A 16828-nucleotide genomic window follows, 5' to 3' on the forward strand; every position below is an offset into this window, starting at 1 on the left:
CGAAGGGTGGCCCTTGTCGTGGGCGAGTTACGACAGGACTCGCCGAGCACCTACATATGAGGTTGTACGGGGACCATCACGTGAGGGTGTACACCGATAAGAGTCGACTCGTTCTGACTTCTGCGTCTATGACAGCGCGCACGGGGACTATCTCTACACCGATGCATGCGTTAAGTGGTTGATAAAGAAGTGCAAGACAGCAGACGGTTTCCGTGAAGCCACCGGCCACGAACCCCGACTCAAGTAGAGCGTGCCCAGCAATTATCCACACCCTACTTCTACTTCACCATTGCATCATTTGTGACAGCCCCGGTTTTGGTTGACGATCGGTCAAAGATGTCCTGAGGCCCTACACGTCAAACAGGGTCACTGCATGTTCGGCTTGAACCGGGCCGCACCGCCAGGTATCAGAGTAAGCGCATCCACCCTGCATGAAGACAGAGTTGAGATCTTTACTGTACCGAACAGTAGGTTGACATTAAATTTAGGTCCATCGGTTCAAAATAGACACAGCAGAGCCCAAACATAAATAGGCACAACGAGTTCGGCACTAAAAAAACCGTGCTTACATAGTGCGCACTGTGGCCTCAGATGTGTGTACCTGCCCCTTCTGGTCTTGCCACTCAACTACACACAGCGCCTGAGTTGAAGAGCCGAACGTCAGATACAGAGGGTAACTGACTTCCCCACGCGGAGGAAACACATTGATTGGTTCCATGTCTCGTGATGAACCGACTACGTCAAATTTCTGGTCTATGTTGCGGTCCTTGTCAAGATAAACAAACCTGACATTCCTTGCCGCGTAGTTCAAAGTGCTATACAGAACCAACTTCCAGTTCTTCGAAGACTTGAGCCTCCCTTTAGAATCAGTCTTTTGCGATTCGCTGACCTCAATACGAGGCCAGATCCCCTGTTCGATATCGTCGATGCTAGGTAGATCAGTTGTGGACAAATAAGACAGCACATTCCCACTGGAAGACGGCGGACTTTCATCTGGAGCCGAAGCCTCCGCGCTCGGCCTGCTGTCATTCCGATACTTAACTGCCAGGCGCGTCAGAATTTGCTCGACTATCTCTGTCAGACGCGCCTCAGAGTCGTACGAACTCATGAACGCCTTGGCCTGCTGCTGCTTGATGTACGCGTCCAGCGCTGTGCGCTGCTCGCCAGAGTCAGACCTGCCGCTTGGTGATCGCTGCGTCTCGTTCATGATGATCGCGACTTCTTTACCGGCCTTCAGGAGCAGGTCAATCTCCTCTGCTGTTCCCGACGGAAAGTTCGGCGTCGGTGTACCAAGCCTGTCAGTAAAGATTACTAAGCCCATGTCTGAGTCCTCGACGATCTGCTCATTCAAGACCGCCTGGGCGTACTCACCGAAGCCAGACGAGCCACCTTCTTGCCAATCGGTGGGACTGTAGTTGATTCCGTAGATCCGACCGTGGGTGGAGTTCCACCGCCTTACGGCCCTAGTCACGATGCCATGATGCTCGACTGGCAGATCGCTCGGACTCGACAGCAGAATTTGGACTACCAGCGCTGTGTACGACATAAAGAAAGCTCCCCACCATGCGTCGTGAGCCGATGCCCACATACCTGTTCAATAGTTTTACAGGGACTTTCGAATAAGCACACGATCTAGTCTTGGTTCGAAGCACTGAGCTTGGCGGGAAGAATCAACGGTGCCCGAAACACTGGACCCCATGGTGGACGAGGTGGATCAGAAGCAGTTGGCCGAGGGGCTCCTTGCTCAGGACAAGGAGCAGGGCGTGGAGTGAATGGGCCCGAATGGGCTATCGAATCAGCTCACCAAGAATGTCCTGAAATCCGCACTGGATGCGGAGATGACCGAACATCTCGATCACGACAGACACAACGCTGCCGGCCGCGGCAGCGGCGACTCCCGGAACGGCACCCGATCGAAGACGGTGCTCACCGAGATCGGGCCGGCGGAGATCGACGTCCCACGCGACCTCCGATTCTCCCCTCGCTCCGCCGATCGTCAAGAACTCCCGCCTCGGCAAGTAGCTGACCGGCACGCTTGCACACGGCCTCACCCTCTTGGTCAGTCGCACGTCGACCCAGCCAGTGAAGCGGCAACGCCGCCTCACCGGTCTCGACGGAATCGTGTTGTCCTTGACTACCAAGGGTTTGACCACCTGCGAATTGTCCGCGCACTTCCAGGACATCTGCGGGGCGACTGTGCAGGAGGACACCATTCCCGTGTCGTCGACAAAGTCGTCGATGAGATTACCGAGTGACAGAACCGGCCGCTCAAGTGTGTGTACCCGGCGATATTCAACAACGCTGTGCACGTCGAAGGTCGGAACGGGCAGCCAACCAACAGCAATATGAAGTGGGCGCAGAGGGGTTCGAACCCCCGACCGCTGGTGTGTAAAACCAGAGCTCTACCGCTGAGCTATACGCCCGAGCGCCGGTGGCCTGGGATCACCCGGGCCACCGGAACGCTTGGAGAAATTTATCGTGTCTGATCTCTAACTACAATTCCGCAGGTCAGCTCACTTGTGCAAGAGCCTCGGCCCACGATGAACTGTCGCGAGCCTCACCGGGTCCGTTCATTTCGGCGAACCGGATGATTCCGGATTTGTCGACCACGAACGTTCCACGATTGGCGAAGCCGGCGCTGTCGTTGAACACGCCGTACGCCTGAGCAACCTCACCGTGCGGCCAGAAGTCCGACAGCAGCGGAAAGGTGTAACCCTGTTCTGCAGCCCAGATCTTGTGGGTCGGAGGCGGACCCACCGAGATTGCCAAGATCGCAGTCTCGTCGTTCTCGAATGTCGGTAACTCGTCGCGCACTTTGCACAGCTCGCCCTGGCACGTGCCGGTGAAGGCCAGTGGATAGAACACGAGCAGAACGTTTTTCACGTTCCTGTAAGACGACAACGTGACCAGTTGGTTGTTCTGATCCTTCAGAGTGAAGTCGGGCGCAACCGCGCCAACCTCGATCGGCATCTAGAACCGTCTTCCTGTATCGAGCATCGACCTACCGCTTGGTGGCAGGGGTCTTGGGCTGAACCAGACGACTTCCGATCCAGTCACCGAGGTTTGCCGCAGAGGTCTGCGTCAATCCTGCGGTCGGGGCGGACTCGGCGATCTCGCTGGGTTCGACGTGACCGGACAGGCCGGTCTTGGGGCTGAGGACCCACACGATTCCATCGTCCGAGAGTGGCCCGATGGCATCCATGAGTGCGTCGACCAGGTCACCGTCTCCGTCGCGCCACCACAGCAGTACGACATCGATCACCTCGTCGGAATCCTCGTCGAGGGTCTCGCCACCGATCGCATCTTCTACGTCGGCGCGCAGATCATCGTCGGTGTCCTCGTCCCAGCCCAGCTCCTGTACGACCATGTCGCGAGTGATGCCAAGTTTCTGAGCGTAGTTCTGAGCGTCCGCCGCGGCGACCACGGTGGTGACCTCCTTGAATTGTGGGTGCAGTAGACAAAGCGAACAGGGTCGGAGCCGTTCGCGCAAGCTGACCGCGCCGAAATTGCGTACATAAATTTCTACTGGTGGGTATCGGACCTCTGTACTACCAGAACCGAGAAGATGTAGCAGGATTGGGAGGAATCACGAGAACGAGGAAAGTAGAGCGCCGTCACAGGGGCGCGCTACCGGACCGGACGCCACACCGAGCGTCCGCCACATTGAGGAGTGCACACGTTGTCCGAAGTGAACAGCGGCGAACGGCAGAACACATCGTCTGCAGGCAAGAAGGGCTCTGACGGCCGGGTCCGCGTCATCCGCGAGGGTGTCGCGTCGTACCTGCCCGATATCGACAACGACGAGACCAACGAATGGATCGAATCGTTCGACGGCTTGTTGGAGAGGTCCGGCCCCAACCGCGCTCGCTACCTGATGCTCAGGTTGCTCGAGCGCGCCGGTGAGCGCCGCGTTGCGCTCCCGTCGCTGACGTCGACGGACTACGTCAACACCATTCCCACCGAGAACGAGCCGTGGTTCCCCGGCGACGAGTCGATGGAACGCCGCTACCGTGCCTGGATCCGCTGGAACGCGGCCATCATGGTGCACCGCGCGCAGCGTCCCGGCGTCGGCGTCGGCGGACACATCTCCACGTACGCCTCGTCGGCCGCGCTCTACGAGGTCGGCTTCAACCACTTCTTCCGCGGCAAGGACCACCCGGGCGGCGGCGACCACATCTTCATCCAGGGTCACGCCTCCCCCGGCATCTACGCCCGCGCCTTCCTCGAGGGCCGCATCCCGGCCGAGCGCATGGACGGCTTCCGCCAGGAGGCCAGCCACGTGAACGAGGGCGGCGGTCTGCCGTCGTACCCGCACCCGCGGCTGATGCAGGACTTCTGGGAGTTCCCGACGGTGTCGATGGGTCTCGGCCCGATGAACGCCATCTACCAGGCGCGTTTCAATCACTACCTGAACGACCGCGGCATCAAGGACACCTCCGATCAGCACGTGTGGGCCTACCTCGGCGACGGCGAGATGGACGAGCCGGAGTCACGTGGACTCGCACACGTGGCTGCCACCGAGGGCCTCGACAACCTCACGTTCGTCGTCAACTGCAACCTGCAGCGCCTCGACGGCCCGGTGCGCGGCAACGGAAAGATCATCCAGGAACTGGAGTCGTTCTTCCGCGGAGCCGGCTGGAACGTCATCAAGGTCGTCTGGGGCCGCGAGTGGGACGCACTGCTGCACAAGGACCGCGACGGCGCGCTGGTGAACCTGATGAACACCACTCCCGACGGCGATTTCCAGACGTACAAGGCCAACGACGGTAGCTACGTCCGCGATCACTTCTTCGGTCGCGATCCGCGCACCAAGGAGCTCGTCAAGGATCTGTCCGACGACGAGATCTGGAACCTCAAGCGCGGTGGCCACGACTACCGCAAGGTGCACGCTGCCTATGCGGCGGCAATGTCGCACAAGGGCCAGCCGACGGTCATCCTGGCGCACACCATCAAGGGCTACACCCTCGGCAAGCACTTCGAGGGACGTAACGCCACGCACCAGATGAAGAAGCTGACGCTCGACGATCTCAAGACGTTCCGCGATCTCCAGCACATCCCGATCTCGGACGAGGAGCTCGAGAAGGATCCGTACATGCCGCCGTACTACCACCCCGGTGCGGACGCTCCCGAGATCCAGTACATGCTCGATCGCCGGAACAAGCTCGGCGGGTTCGTCCCCGAGCGGCGAGTGGACGTCAAGCCGCTGCCGCAGCCCGGCGACGAAACCTACAAGACGCTGCGCAAGGGCTCCGGCAAGCAGGAAGTCGCCACCACCATGGCACTCGTGCGCGTCATGAAGGAGCTGTTGCGAGACAAGGAGATCGGCCACCGAATCGTGCCGATCATCCCCGACGAGGCTCGCACGTTCGGTATGGACTCGTGGTTCCCGTCGCTGAAGATCTACAACCGCAACGGCCAGCTCTACACCTCGGTGGACTCGGAGCTGATGCTCGCCTACAAGGAGAGCTCGGTCGGCCAGATCCTGCACGAGGGCATCAACGAGGCCGGCTCGACGTCGTCGTTCACCGCGGTCGGCACGTCGTACGCCACGCACGGCGAGGTCATGATTCCGCTGTACATCTTCTACTCGATGTTCGGATTCCAGCGCACCGGCGACGGTCTCTGGGCAGCGGCAGACCAGATGGCTCGTGGATTCGTTCTCGGTGCCACCGCGGGTCGTACGACCCTGACCGGTGAGGGTCTGCAGCATGCCGACGGTCACTCGTTGCTGTTGGCGTCGACCAACCCGGCGGCCGTGGCCTACGACCCGGCGTTCTCGTACGAGATCGCGCACATCGTCAAGGACGGTCTGCGACGGATGTACGGCGGAACCGAAGGTGTCGAGGGCTTCGGCGGAGAGAACATCTTCTACTACATCACCCTCTACAACGAGCCGTACGTACAGCCGGCCGAGCCGGAGAACCTCGACGTCGAGGGTCTGCTCAAGGGCATCTACCGGTTCGCCGAGCCGCAGGAGGGCGACGGACCCGAGGCGCAGCTGCTGGCGTCCGGCGTCGGCATCGTCTCGGCCCGTAAGGCCCGCGAATTGCTGTTCGAGGAGTGGGGCGTTCGTTCGGCCGTCTGGTCGGTGACCTCGTGGGGCGAACTGCGCCGCGACGGTGTCGAGGCCGAGCAGGAGTCCCTGCGCAATCCCGGTGCCGACAAGCGCGTTCCGTTCGTCACCTCGGCGCTGGCCGACGCCAACGGCCCGGTCATCGCGTCCTCGGATTGGATGCGTGCGGTTCCGGACCAGATCCGTCAGTGGGTTCCGGGCGATTACGTCACTCTCGGTACCGACGGATTCGGATTCTCGGATACCCGGCCGGCCGCGCGTCGAGTGTTCAACGTCGACGCCGAGTCGATCGTCGTCGCCACGTTGTCGGCTCTGGCGGCATCCGGTGAGGTCGACCGCTCCAAGGCCGTCGAGGCCGCGGAGAAGTACAAGATCGACGACGTCACCGCCGCTCCCACGTCGTACGCCGATACCGGTTCGGCGTAGGTTCGCCCCCTGATCACCCGACCCCCGTTCCACCTCGCGCGGCACGTCCAGCGCGAGGTGGGCGGGGGTCGGGCGTAGGTTCTCCTTATGTCCGATGCGAAACCCGGTTCACCGGACAGTCCGTCCACACGCGATGTGTCCCGACGCGACGCCTACCGTGAGGCGTTGCGTGAGTCGTTGACCTCGGACAACGAAGTGCATCTTCCGGTCGCCTCCTTGGCTCCCTCACGCCAGAAGCGCGATCCCCTGCCCGATGCCCTGCTGCGGCGGGTCAAACAGTTCTCCGGCCGACTCTCGACAGAAGCCGTCACCACGATGCAGGGCCAGTTGCCGTTCTTCGGCGATCTCGACGCGGCCCAACGCGCAAGCGTGCAGTTGTTGATTCAGACAGCCGTCGACAACTTTCTCGAATGGCTCAAGAACCCGAACAGCGATATCCGCTTCAGCCTCGACGCATTCCAGGTCATCCCCCAAGACCTGGCCCGCCGCCTCACTCTGCGACAGACCGTCGACATGGTCCGGGTGGCGATGGAGTTCTTCGAGCAGTGGCTTCCGGCGCTGGCTCGCAACGATCAGCAGTTGGTGGCCCTGACCGAGGCCGTCCTGCGGTACGGCCGCGAGCTCGGCTTCGCGGCCGCGTCGGTCTACGCCAGTGCGGCCGAGTCTCGCGGTGCCTGGGACACCCGCCTCGAAGCTCTCGTCGTCGATGCTGTCGTGCGTGGGGACACCGGCTCGGACATGCTCTCGCGTGCCGCAACGCTGAACTGGGACGCCACGGCCCCCGCGACGGTGTTGGTCGGTACTCCACCGGACGATCGAGGCGTCTCGGTGGTCGGAACAGTGCACGCCGTGGCGCAGAAACACGGCCGCGCGGCACTCGCCGTGGTGCAAGGCACTCGGCTGGTGATGGTGGTCAGCGGGCAGATCGAGGACACGCCGGCCCACCACGCGTTCATCGAGGACATGTTGCAGAACTTCTCCGACGGGCCCGTGGTCATCGGTCCGACCACTCGCACCCTGGGCGCGGCGCACTCGAGCGCGGTGGAAGCCTTCGCCGGCATGCAGGCCGTCGCCGGCTGGCGTGGTGCACCGCGTCCGGTGCACGCAGGCGAGTTGTTGCCCGAACGCGCACTGCTCAACGACAGTGCGGCGATATCGGCGTTGAACGATCACGTGGTCGTTCCATTGGCGGCGGCGGGTTCTGGACTTGCCGACACCCTCGATGCGTATCTCGACTGTGGCGGAGCCGTCGAAACCTGCGCACGGCAGCTGTTTGTTCATCCAAATACCGTTCGGTATCGGCTCAAGCGCATCGCAGAGGTCACCGGTCGCGACCCCACTCACCCGCGCGACGCGTACGTGCTCAGGGTCGCGGCAACGGTAGGTAGGTTGGCTCGAACGCATCACGAACCGGCACATCCAGCCCCATATGTCACACAGGTCACATTCGGAGAAGTGGTTACGTAACGCTCCACCACCCTCCGGCGATAGCGAGTCCCCACGAGGCGATTTGTAGGGTTCCCACAAATTGCCTGTCGAGAGTTCATCGAGCGCGACATCACTCATTCGGCACCCGACAGTGTTCTCTTAACCCTGTGATTGCGTTGCTTGCGCCCGGTCAGGGCTCTCAGACTCCCGGCATGCTGTTGCCTTGGCTCGAACTGCCAGGTGCGGCAGACCGACTCGCACTGTGGTCGAAGGCCTCAGGTCTCGACCTCGTCCGCCTCGGCACCACAGCAACCGCCGAGGAGATCACCGACACCGCGGTGACCCAGCCCCTGGTCGTGGCGTCGGCCCTGCTCGCCTTCGAGGAGATCGCATCGCGCGGCCTGTTCCCCGAGGACGCCGTCGTCGCCGGACACTCCGTGGGCGAACTCGCCGCCGCTGCCATCGCCGGCGTCATCTCCTCCGACGACGCCGTGTCACTCGCCGCCGTCCGTGGCGCAGCAATGGCCAAGGCGTGTGCACTCGAACCGACCGGCATGTCCGCCGTGCTCGGCGGAGACGAAGCTGCCGTCCTGGCCCGCCTCGACGAACTCGACCTCGCGCCGGCCAACGTCAACGCTGCCGGTCAGATCGTCGCAGCCGGCCTGCTCACCAAACTTGCCGAGCTGGCCGAGAGCGCGCCCGAGAAGGCTCGGGTTCGCGCACTGCCGGTCGCAGGCGCGTTCCACACCAGATACATGGCGTCTGCCGGCGACACCGTCGCCGCAGCCGCTGCCGCGATCACTCCGTCGGAACCGACGCGGACGCTGCTGTCCAACTCGGACGGTCAGCCGGTCGCCTCGGGTGCCGACGCACTGAACAAGCTTGCTGCTCAGGTCACTCGCCCCGTGCGATGGGACCTGTGCACTGCCTACCTGCGCACCGCGCAGGTCACCGGACTTGTGGAACTGCCCCCGGCAGGCGCACTGGTCGGCATCGCCAAACGCGAACTGCGTGGCGTTGCCAACCTCGGCCTGAAGACACCGGCGGACATCTCCGCAATGGCCGAGCTCGGTTAGGTCGCCCCACACACTCCGCCGTCACACACTGCGGATCACACTTCCACTCCCCGAGTGGCAGAAATGCACAATCGCGTCTCGAAGCACATGACTTCGGCGTTCTACACAGAAGAGAAGGGAGCCACAACAGTGGCCAGCCAGGAAGACCTCATCGCCGGACTTGCAGAGATCATCGAGGAGGTCACGGGCATCGAACCGTCCGAGGTGACCATCGAGAAGTCCTTCGTGGACGACCTCGACATCGACTCGCTCTCCATGGTCGAGATCGCAGTGCAGACCGAGGACAAGTACGGCGTGAAGATCCCCGACGAGGACCTCGCAGGTCTGCGCACCGTCGGTGACGCCGTCAACTACATCCAGAAGCTCGAAGCGGAGAACCCCGAAGCCGCAGAAGCTATCAAGGCCAAGCTCGACGACTCCGCGAGCGAGTGACAGGGCCCATGACCAACCCATCCACCGCCAACGGACGCTTCCCCAGTGTCGTCGTCACCAGCCTCGCTGCGACCACGTCACTTGCGGGTGACGTCGATGCCACGTGGAAGGGTCTGCTGAACGGCGACAGCGGAATCGCGAAGCTCGAAGACGATTTCGTCGCCGAGTACGACCTGCCTGTGCGGATCGGCGGACACCTCGCGGTGAACCCGCAGAGCCTGCTCTCGCGGGTCGAGATTCGTCGCCTGAGCTATGTCGAGCAACTGTCGACGGTCCTCGGCCGCGAAGTCTGGAAGAACGCCGGAACCCCCGACGTCGATCCCCTTCGCCTCGGTGTGTCGATCGGTACCGGCCTCGGTGGCGGAGATTCGCTGATCGACGCCAACGACAAGATGAAGGCAGGCGGCTACCGCAAGGTGTCTCCGCTCGCCGTTCAGATGGTCATGCCGAACGGCCCCGCAGCGGTCGTCGGACTCGAGCTCAAAGCACAGGCCGGTGTCATCACTCCCGTCTCCGCCTGCTCCTCGGGATCGGAAGCCATCGCACACGCGTGGCGGATGATCGTGATGGGCGATGCGGACATGGTCGTCACCGGCGGCGTCGAGGGCTACATCGACGCGGTTCCGATCGCCAGCTTCTCCATGATGCGGGCGATGAGCACCAACAACGACAACCCGAAGGGTGCGTCACGTCCGTTCGACAAGGACCGTGACGGCTTCGTCTTCGGTGAAGCGGGTGCGCTCATGGTCATCGAGACCGAAGAGCACGCCAAGGCTCGCGGCGCAACGATTCACGCCCGCCTGCTCGGTGCCGGAATCACCTCCGACGGGTTCCACCTGGTGGCCCCCGATCCGGAGGGCAAGGGTGCCGCGCGTGCGATGCAGCGCGCCATCGAGACCGCAGGCCTGCAGAAGTCCGACATCACCCACGTGAACGCCCACGCAACGGCAACTCCCATCGGAGACACCGCCGAGGCGCTGGCGATCAACAAGGCAGTCGGAAATCACGCAGCGGTGTACGCACCGAAATCCGCTCTGGGCCACTCGATCGGTGCCGTCGGCGCTCTCGAGTCGGTGCTGACGGTGCTGGCAGTGCGTGAGGGAATCATCCCTCCCACACTGAATTTGGAGAACCAGGATCCCGAGATCGATCTCGACGTCGTCAAGGGCGAGCCCCGCGTCGGACAGATCGATTACGCGATCAACAACTCGTTCGGATTCGGTGGGCACAACGTAGCGCTCGCCTTCGGAAAGGCGTGATGCACTGAGTCGATTCTTCGACTCGGTCGATCTCGCTCTCGCAGTGCATGATCCGGACCGGGGCCGTTCCCAGGGAACGGTTCCGGTTCGGGCCTCGCCCCCTCAGGGGCCCTGAAGAAGGACAAGCGATGACTATTCTGGCCCCTGTCACACGATCCGGTACCTCGACCGATCCCCGCGATCCACTCGCCCGCCTCGAGAATCTGTTCGACGCCGGAACCACTGTCCCGCTGCACGATCGGGACAAATCCGGCATCCTCGCGGCGTCCGGCGAGATCGACGGCGTCCACACCATCGCGTACTGCTCCGACGCCACCGTCATGGGCGGTGCCATGGGGGTCGACGGCTGCAAGCACATCGTCGCCGCCATCGACACGGCCATCGAGCAGCGCGCTCCGATCGTCGGCGTCTGGCACTCCGGAGGCGCTCGCCTCGCCGAGGGCGTCGAAGCTCTCCACGCCGTCGGACTCGTCTTCGAGGCCATGGTTCGAGCGTCCGGCCTCGTCCCCCAAGTTTCCGTCGTCCTCGGCTTCGCAGCCGGCGGCGCCGCCTACGGTCCTGCGTTGACCGACGTCGTCATCATGGCTCCCGAGGGACGTGTCTTCGTCACCGGTCCCGACGTCGTCCGCAGCGTCACCGGCGAGCAGGTCGACATGGCCTCGCTCGGCGGCCCCGACACCCACCACAAGAAGTCCGGCGTGTGCCACATCGTCGCCGACAGCGAGATGGACGCGTTCACCCGCGCCCGCCGTCTGGTGTCCATGTTCTGCGAGCAGGGCGACTTCGATATCGCCGCTGCCGAACACGGTGACACCGACCTCCGGGCACTGATGCCCGAATCGAACCGTCGCGCATACGACGTCCACCCGATCGTGCACGAGTTGCTCGACAACGTCGAAGGCGAGTCGACCTTCGAGGAATTCCAGGGCGGCTGGGCTCGCAGCATCGTGATCGGCCTCGGCCGTATCAGTGGCCGCACCGTCGGGGTCATCGCCAACAACCCCATCCGACTCGGCGGCTGCCTCAACTCCGAAAGTGCAGAGAAGGCAGCACGTTTCGTTCGGTTGTGCGATTCGTTCGGCATCCCGCTCGTCGTGGTGGTCGACGTTCCCGGATACCTCCCCGGCGTCAGCATGGAGTGGGAAGGCGTCGTCCGTCGCGGCGCAAAGCTGTTGCACGCCTTCGCCGAAGCCACCGTTCCCCGCGTCACCCTTGTCACTCGCAAGATCTACGGCGGTGCGTACATCGCAATGAACGCTCGCGCACTCGGTGCCACGGCCGTCTACGCCTGGCCCGGTTCCGAGGTCGCCGTGATGGGCGCGAAGGCAGCCGTCGGCATCCTGCACAAGAAGGCTCTCGCGGCCGCTCCCGAGGAGGAGCGCGAGGCACTGCACGATCGGCTTACAGTCGAGCACGAAAGCATCGCCGGTGGCGTCGAGCGTGCTGTGGCCATCGGTGTCGTCGACGAGGTCATCGAACCGAGCAAGACCCGCAGCACCGTCGCCAAGGCTCTCGCGGCCGCGCCCGCGGCACGCGGCAACCACAAGAACATTCCGCTCTGATCAACCGCCCTCGCCTGCGGCCCTGACTCAGCCGCCGCCCCGTCCTCCCCCGTCCGCGTGAATGGACCCTTGCAGCGCCCAGACGTATGTAATGGTCCATTCACGGTGTGGATCAATAGCGCTCCGAGTGCAACGAAGCCACATTCATCCGTAACCGAACGGGCTGCAGGGCGGGATGAAGGGGCTACGCGTCGGTCAGTTCTCGATCCACTTGTGGTCGTGAGCCACTCGCAGCATCGCTGATCGGATGTCGAGGATCTGCGCTGCCGTCACGGTTCCGTTGGACGTGAGCAGTGCCTCGGTCACCTCGGCAGTGAAGTCCGCCTCGGACAGGACGTCGCAGATGACGTCTTCGAGGTTCTGATGGTCGGTCACCGGCACGGTGTGGTGGTACGGCACGTCGGGCTTGTGTCGGGTCACCAGCGCGGTCGATGCGGGACCGTCGATTATCTGTACCTGGGTGGCCTTGAGCCCTCGGTCACCGTCGACGGCGACATACTCGACGCGAACACCCGGTGCCAACAGCCTCTTGTCGAAATCCAGATCGTTGACGTGGATGAACACGTCCTCGCCGCCCTCGTCCGGCGCTACGAATCCGTACCCCTTGAATTCGTCGAATCGAATCACTTTTCCGGTCGACAACATCGAACTCACCACTCCACGGTCGTTCCCACATGCCTACCCCAGGCACGCCCGCGAAACTACCGCGACACCGAACCCCCAGCAACTCTCACCACTAGCCGACGTTGCGGCTCAACCACGTCACTTCGGCTCCGGCTCCCCCGGTGCGGTACGGCTCGAGGGCGGCGTCCCAGTCCGACCCGAGAGCGTGCTCCACGGCCGCGGTGAGGTTGCCCTGGTTGTTCTCCATGAGGGCGCGCAGTCGCATCTCGCCGAGGACCACGTCACCGTTCGCGCTCGTCGATCCACGCCACAGCCCCAGACCGGGTACGTGCGAGAATCGTTCGCCGTCGACGCCTTCGCTGGGGTCTTCGGTCACCTCGAAGCGCAGCATCTGCCACGAGCGCAGGATGCCGGCGAGGGTCGCTCCGGTGCCGACCGGGCCTACCCAGTCGGTGGTGGCGCGCAGCTGCCCGTCGGAGGCCGGCTGCGCAGACCACTTCAAATTCGCACGGCAATCGAGGGCGTCGGACAACGCCCATTCGACATGCGGGCACAACGCAGCGGGCGATGAGTGGATGTACACGACACCCGACGTCGCTTCTGCGAATTGATTCGATCCACGCATTGCACTACCTCCAGCTTCGACGAGGGACGTCTTCCCCAACGACCTCGACATGCTTCGGCTGGCTGCAGTCAATCAACACGTATGTGTACTAGTGTGCCCCGAGTTACCCCTGTTGCGCCAGTGCAATCTGTGAACGATCGGCATTCACCCTGCAAGAACGGCATCGGACAGTTCCGGCCACAGCGGTTTCGCCCAGTCTCCGAAGGCCCGGTCGGTCAACACGACGCATGCCGTCCGCACGGACGGGTCCACCCACAGGAACGTTCCGGCCTGACCGAAGTGACCGAACGTGGCCGACGAGTTGCAGCTTCCGGTCCAGTGCGGGCTCTTCTCACCGCGCAGCTCGAACCCGAGTCCCCAGTCGCACGGCCTGTGCGATCCGTACCCGGGCACGATGCCGTTGAGGCCGGGGAACTGCACGGCTTTCGCCGACGAGAGGGTCTGCGACGCGAGGAGCGTGGGTTCCAACAACTCCGCCGCGAACTTCTTCAGGTCCGCCAGGGTGGAGCTGGCACCGTGGCCTGCCGATCCCGGTAGCGCGGTGTTCGTCATCTGCAGTGGCCGGCACACGGCCTCGTCGAGGTAGTCCGGGAAGGCGATGCCTGCCTCGGTCGCGATCAGTTCGGCCAGTACCTCGAACCCGGAGCTCGAATAGATCCGCTTGGTGCCGGCCGGTGCCTGGACCGTGCGGTCGCCGAACGCCAGGCCCGACGCGTGTGCCAGCAGGTGACGCACCGTCGACCCTTCCGGCCCTGCGGGTTGATCGAGCTCCACCGCACCTTCCTCGAGGGCGACGAGAACGGCGTACGCACTGAGCAGTTTGGTGACCGAGGCCAGCTCGTAGACGCGATCGGTGTCGCCGACCTCCTCACGAACTCCGGAGTCGGTGACGACTGCTGCACTGACGTGGTCGACGGGCCAGGAGGACGTGAGATCGAGGGTGGTCACGATTGACGAGCCTAATTGTCGGTCGATGACGGTGCCCCGGTCCCCCGCCGGGCTACGCTCGCAGCACATGAGTGGGAGGAATGCGATGTCGGTTGTGTATGGCTCGTGCAATCTGTGCGAAGCGATCTGTGGGCTCGAGTTCACGGTGGAGAACGATGCGGTCACGTCCGTCCGCGGTGACGAGAAGGACCCGCTCTCGCGCGGTCACATCTGCCCGAAGGCTCTGTCGCTGATCGACCTGCACGCCGATACCGATCGACTCACCACACCGGTCAAACGTGTGGGTGAGAAGTGGGAGAAGATCGGCTGGGACGAGGCATACGACCTCGTGATCGACGGCCTGATCTCGACGCGCAAGAAGTACGGGCGCAACGCGGTCGGTCTCTATCAGGGCAACCCCAACGTCCATTCGATGGGTGCGATGACCCACGGCATTCCCTTCACCTCGCTCCTGCGAACGCGTAATCGATACTCCGCCACCTCGCTGGATCAGCTCCCGCATCAGCTCGTCGATCACCTGCTGTACGGGCATCAACTGCTGCTGCCTATCCCCGACATCGACCGCACCGACTTCTTTCTCGTACTCGGCGGCAACCCGATGGCGTCGAACGGCTCCATGATGACCGTCCCCGATTTCGCCAAGAGAGCGCGGGCACTGCGTAAACGCGGCGGACGCCTGGTCGTGGTCGATCCGCGCAAGACCGAGACCGCCGACATCGCCGACACGCACTTCTTCGTGCGTCCCGGCACCGATGCATTGCTACTGCTCGCGATGATCCACGTCACCGTCGCCGACGGCACCGTGCGCGTGGCCGACTACATCGACGGTGCCGATCGCCTGGCCGACCTCGTAGCCGAATTCACCCCCGAATCCGTTGCTCCGGTCGTGGGGATTGCCGCGGAGGACATCTCGGCCCTGGCACGTGATTTCGCGTCGGCGAAGTCCGCGGTGGCATACGGCCGAATGGGGGTCTCGACCCAGCAGTTCGGCACCGTGTGCCAGTGGGCGATTCAGGTACTGAACATCATCACCGGCAATCTCGACCGCCCCGGCGGTGCCATGGTGACCGATCCTGCGATCGATCTGATCAAGCAGGGCATCGTCGGCCGCGGACATTTCGACAAGTGGCGCAGCCGCGTTCGCGACCTGCCCGAGTTCGCGGGCGAATACCCCTGCTCGACGCTCGTCGACGAGATCACCACCGAGGGCAAGGACAAGATCCGCGCGATGGCGGTTCTGTCCGGCAATCCGGTGCTGTCGATGCCGGGCGGTACCACCCTGAACGACGCGTTCGCGGGTCTCGATTTCATGGTGTCGTTCGACTTCTACATCAACGAGACCTCGCGTCATGCACACGTGATTGTGCCGCCGACGATGTCTCTCGAACGCGACCACTACGATCTGATCTTCAATTCCTTCGCGGTACACAACACTGCCAAGTACATGCCGGCGGTCCTGCCCAAGAAGGCCGACGCAAAGCATGATTGGGAGATATTCCGAGACCTGTCACTCCGCTACAAGAGCGCGATGGCCGGTTCGACGATCGGTCGAGTGAAGTCGCGATTGACTCCGAAGAGCGTGATCAGCGAGGCGCGCCTGCGCCTGTCCCCCGCGCGCACCCTGGACATCCTGCTCCGCAGCCAACGAAAAGGGTTGTCGCTCAAGAAGCTTCGAGCCAACCCCCACGGTGTCGATCTCGGACCCCTGCGGCCCGGCTTCCCGCAGAAGCTGAAGACGCGGGACAAGCGGGTACAGCTAATTCAGGACATCGTTGTTGCCGAACTTCCCGCGTTGGTGGACCTGATGCACTCGAGCGCCGTTGCGACCGGTGACGAGTTGTTGCTGATCGGTCGGCGACACCTGCGCAGCAACAACTCCTGGATGCACAACACCGCCCGGCTCACCAAAGGCAAAGCGCGACATCAGCTTCTGGCCCACCCGGACGACCTGGAACACCGCGGCATCGAGGACGGGGCGATGGTGTCGGTGACCTCCGCCGCCGGAACCGTCGACATCGAGGTGGCGGCATCGGACAAGATGATGCCGGGCGTGGTGAGCATGCCGCACGGCTTCGGGCATCAGCGCCCCGGCGTGGAGCTGTCCGTTGCCACGACGGTGACGGGCCCCAGTGTCAACGACATCACCGACCCGGCCCGAGTCGACGCCGTCTCGGCCAATGCGATCCTGAACGGGGTCCCGGTGCAGGTGAGGGCGAAATAGCGCCCCGATGAACCGTCGAGGCGACGGGATTCTGTACGATTCTGCAGGCTCGTACCTGGTACGGGCATGGGGCGGTAGCTCAGTCGGTTAGAGCCGTGGACTCATAATCCATTGGTCGCGGGTTCGAGCCCCGCCCGCCCCACTCACATTCGCC

The 16828-nt window shown here is 63.3% G+C and carries 13 protein-coding genes, 2 tRNA genes and 1 pseudogene; 9 read left to right on the forward strand and 7 right to left on the reverse strand.

Annotated features, from left to right (window positions below; translation table 11 throughout):
• Window positions 1–565 precede the first annotated feature (565 nt).
• On the reverse strand, window positions 566–1546 hold the full coding sequence (locus CH276_RS27885) for a hypothetical protein (protein ID WP_141214796.1): 981 nt from the start codon (window positions 1544–1546) through the stop codon (window positions 566–568).
• Between the two features lie 130 nt (window positions 1547–1676).
• Here CH276_RS27885 and CH276_RS29395 point away from each other — a divergent pair.
• A pseudogene (locus CH276_RS29395) lies at window positions 1677–2339 on the forward strand (transposase); the annotation flags it as partial.
• Between the two features lie 12 nt (window positions 2340–2351).
• Here CH276_RS29395 and CH276_RS27895 read toward each other — a convergent pair.
• From CH276_RS27895 to CH276_RS27905, 3 genes are all read right to left on the reverse strand, one after another.
• Window positions 2352–2423 (reverse strand) — tRNA-Val (locus CH276_RS27895).
• A gap of 85 nt (window positions 2424–2508) precedes the next feature.
• The gene (locus CH276_RS27900; protein WP_032394459.1) at window positions 2509–2970 is read right to left on the reverse strand and encodes a peroxiredoxin; all 462 of its coding nucleotides are present in this window, start codon (window positions 2968–2970) and stop codon (window positions 2509–2511) included.
• 31 nt (window positions 2971–3001) lie between these two features.
• Window positions 3002–3424 carry a DUF3052 domain-containing protein gene (locus tag CH276_RS27905; RefSeq protein ID WP_032394460.1) on the reverse strand — a complete coding sequence of 141 codons (423 nt, stop codon included), beginning with the start codon at window positions 3422–3424 and terminating at the stop codon, window positions 3002–3004.
• Window positions 3425–3679: 255 nt separating this feature from the next.
• On the opposite strand from CH276_RS27905, the gene aceE reads away from it, so the two are divergent.
• The 6 genes from aceE (at window position 3680) to CH276_RS27935 (ending at window position 12256) form a co-directional block, all read left to right on the forward strand.
• Entirely contained in the window at window positions 3680–6499 is a 2820-nt protein-coding gene (gene aceE, locus CH276_RS27910) for a pyruvate dehydrogenase (acetyl-transferring), homodimeric type (RefSeq protein WP_094629958.1), read from the forward strand.
• An 87-nt stretch (window positions 6500–6586) separates the two neighbouring features.
• On the forward strand, window positions 6587–7966 hold the full coding sequence (locus CH276_RS27915; protein WP_094629930.1) for a PucR family transcriptional regulator: 1380 nt from the start codon (window positions 6587–6589) through the stop codon (window positions 7964–7966).
• A 128-nt stretch (window positions 7967–8094) separates the two neighbouring features.
• Complete coding sequence (locus tag CH276_RS27920; protein WP_094629931.1) at window positions 8095–9003, forward strand: ACP S-malonyltransferase; 909 nt, start codon at window positions 8095–8097, stop codon at window positions 9001–9003.
• Between the two features lie 87 nt (window positions 9004–9090).
• The gene (acpM, locus tag CH276_RS27925) at window positions 9091–9435 is read left to right on the forward strand and encodes a meromycolate extension acyl carrier protein AcpM (RefSeq protein ID WP_045199610.1); all 345 of its coding nucleotides are present in this window, start codon (window positions 9091–9093) and stop codon (window positions 9433–9435) included.
• An 8-nt stretch (window positions 9436–9443) separates the two neighbouring features.
• Window positions 9444–10694: a KasA/KasB family beta-ketoacyl-ACP synthase gene (locus tag CH276_RS27930; protein ID WP_032394462.1), complete on the forward strand. Its 1251-nt coding sequence runs from the start codon at window positions 9444–9446 to the stop codon at window positions 10692–10694.
• A gap of 128 nt (window positions 10695–10822) precedes the next feature.
• Complete coding sequence (locus CH276_RS27935; RefSeq protein ID WP_032394463.1) at window positions 10823–12256, forward strand: acyl-CoA carboxylase subunit beta; 1434 nt, start codon at window positions 10823–10825, stop codon at window positions 12254–12256.
• A gap of 195 nt (window positions 12257–12451) precedes the next feature.
• On the opposite strand, the gene CH276_RS27940 is transcribed toward CH276_RS27935, so the two are convergent.
• From CH276_RS27940 to CH276_RS27950, 3 genes are all read right to left on the reverse strand, one after another.
• Complete coding sequence (locus CH276_RS27940; protein ID WP_094629932.1) at window positions 12452–12901, reverse strand: cold-shock protein; 450 nt, start codon at window positions 12899–12901, stop codon at window positions 12452–12454.
• A 91-nt stretch (window positions 12902–12992) separates the two neighbouring features.
• A complete protein-coding gene (locus CH276_RS27945; RefSeq protein WP_032394465.1) occupies window positions 12993–13505 on the reverse strand; it encodes a DUF3145 domain-containing protein in 513 nt (170 codons plus the stop codon).
• 144 nt (window positions 13506–13649) lie between these two features.
• Window positions 13650–14453, reverse strand: coding sequence for a serine hydrolase domain-containing protein (locus CH276_RS27950; protein WP_094629933.1), 804 nt, complete (start codon window positions 14451–14453; stop codon window positions 13650–13652).
• A gap of 85 nt (window positions 14454–14538) precedes the next feature.
• Between CH276_RS27950 and CH276_RS27955 the strand changes: the two genes are divergently transcribed.
• Together CH276_RS27955 and CH276_RS27960 are read left to right on the forward strand one after the other, a co-directional pair.
• Window positions 14539–16674 (forward strand): molybdopterin-dependent oxidoreductase, encoded by a 2136-nt coding sequence (locus tag CH276_RS27955; protein WP_094629934.1) that lies wholly within the window; start codon window positions 14539–14541, stop codon window positions 16672–16674.
• Between the two features lie 68 nt (window positions 16675–16742).
• A tRNA-Ile gene (locus tag CH276_RS27960) sits at window positions 16743–16816 on the forward strand.
• Window positions 16817–16828 lie beyond the last annotated feature (12 nt).

The organism is Rhodococcus sp. 06-470-2, assembly GCF_002258235.1.
In the GTDB taxonomy this organism is placed as follows: Bacteria; Actinomycetota; Actinomycetes; order Mycobacteriales; family Mycobacteriaceae; genus Rhodococcoides.

Bases quoted from the DNA above. Each gene is read 5' to 3' on its own strand.
- CH276_RS27885 (WP_141214796.1), bottom strand. From the start codon at position 1,546: ATGTCGTACACAGCGCTGGTAGTCCAAATTCTGCTGTCGAGTCCGAGC.
- acpM (WP_045199610.1), top strand. From the start codon at position 9,091: ATGACTTCGGCGTTCTACACAGAAGAGAAGGGAGCCACAACAGTGGCC.
- CH276_RS27930 (WP_032394462.1), top strand. From the start codon at position 9,444: ATGACCAACCCATCCACCGCCAACGGACGCTTCCCCAGTGTCGTCGTC.
- CH276_RS27955 (WP_094629934.1), top strand. From the start codon at position 14,539: ATGTCGGTTGTGTATGGCTCGTGCAATCTGTGCGAAGCGATCTGTGGG.
- CH276_RS27940 (WP_094629932.1), bottom strand. From the start codon at position 12,901: ATGTTGTCGACCGGAAAAGTGATTCGATTCGACGAATTCAAGGGGTAC.
- CH276_RS27900 (WP_032394459.1), bottom strand. From the start codon at position 2,970: ATGCCGATCGAGGTTGGCGCGGTTGCGCCCGACTTCACTCTGAAGGAT.
- CH276_RS27915 (WP_094629930.1), top strand. From the start codon at position 6,587: ATGTCCGATGCGAAACCCGGTTCACCGGACAGTCCGTCCACACGCGAT.
- CH276_RS27945 (WP_032394465.1), bottom strand. From the start codon at position 13,505: ATGCGTGGATCGAATCAATTCGCAGAAGCGACGTCGGGTGTCGTGTAC.
- CH276_RS27935 (WP_032394463.1), top strand. From the start codon at position 10,823: ATGACTATTCTGGCCCCTGTCACACGATCCGGTACCTCGACCGATCCC.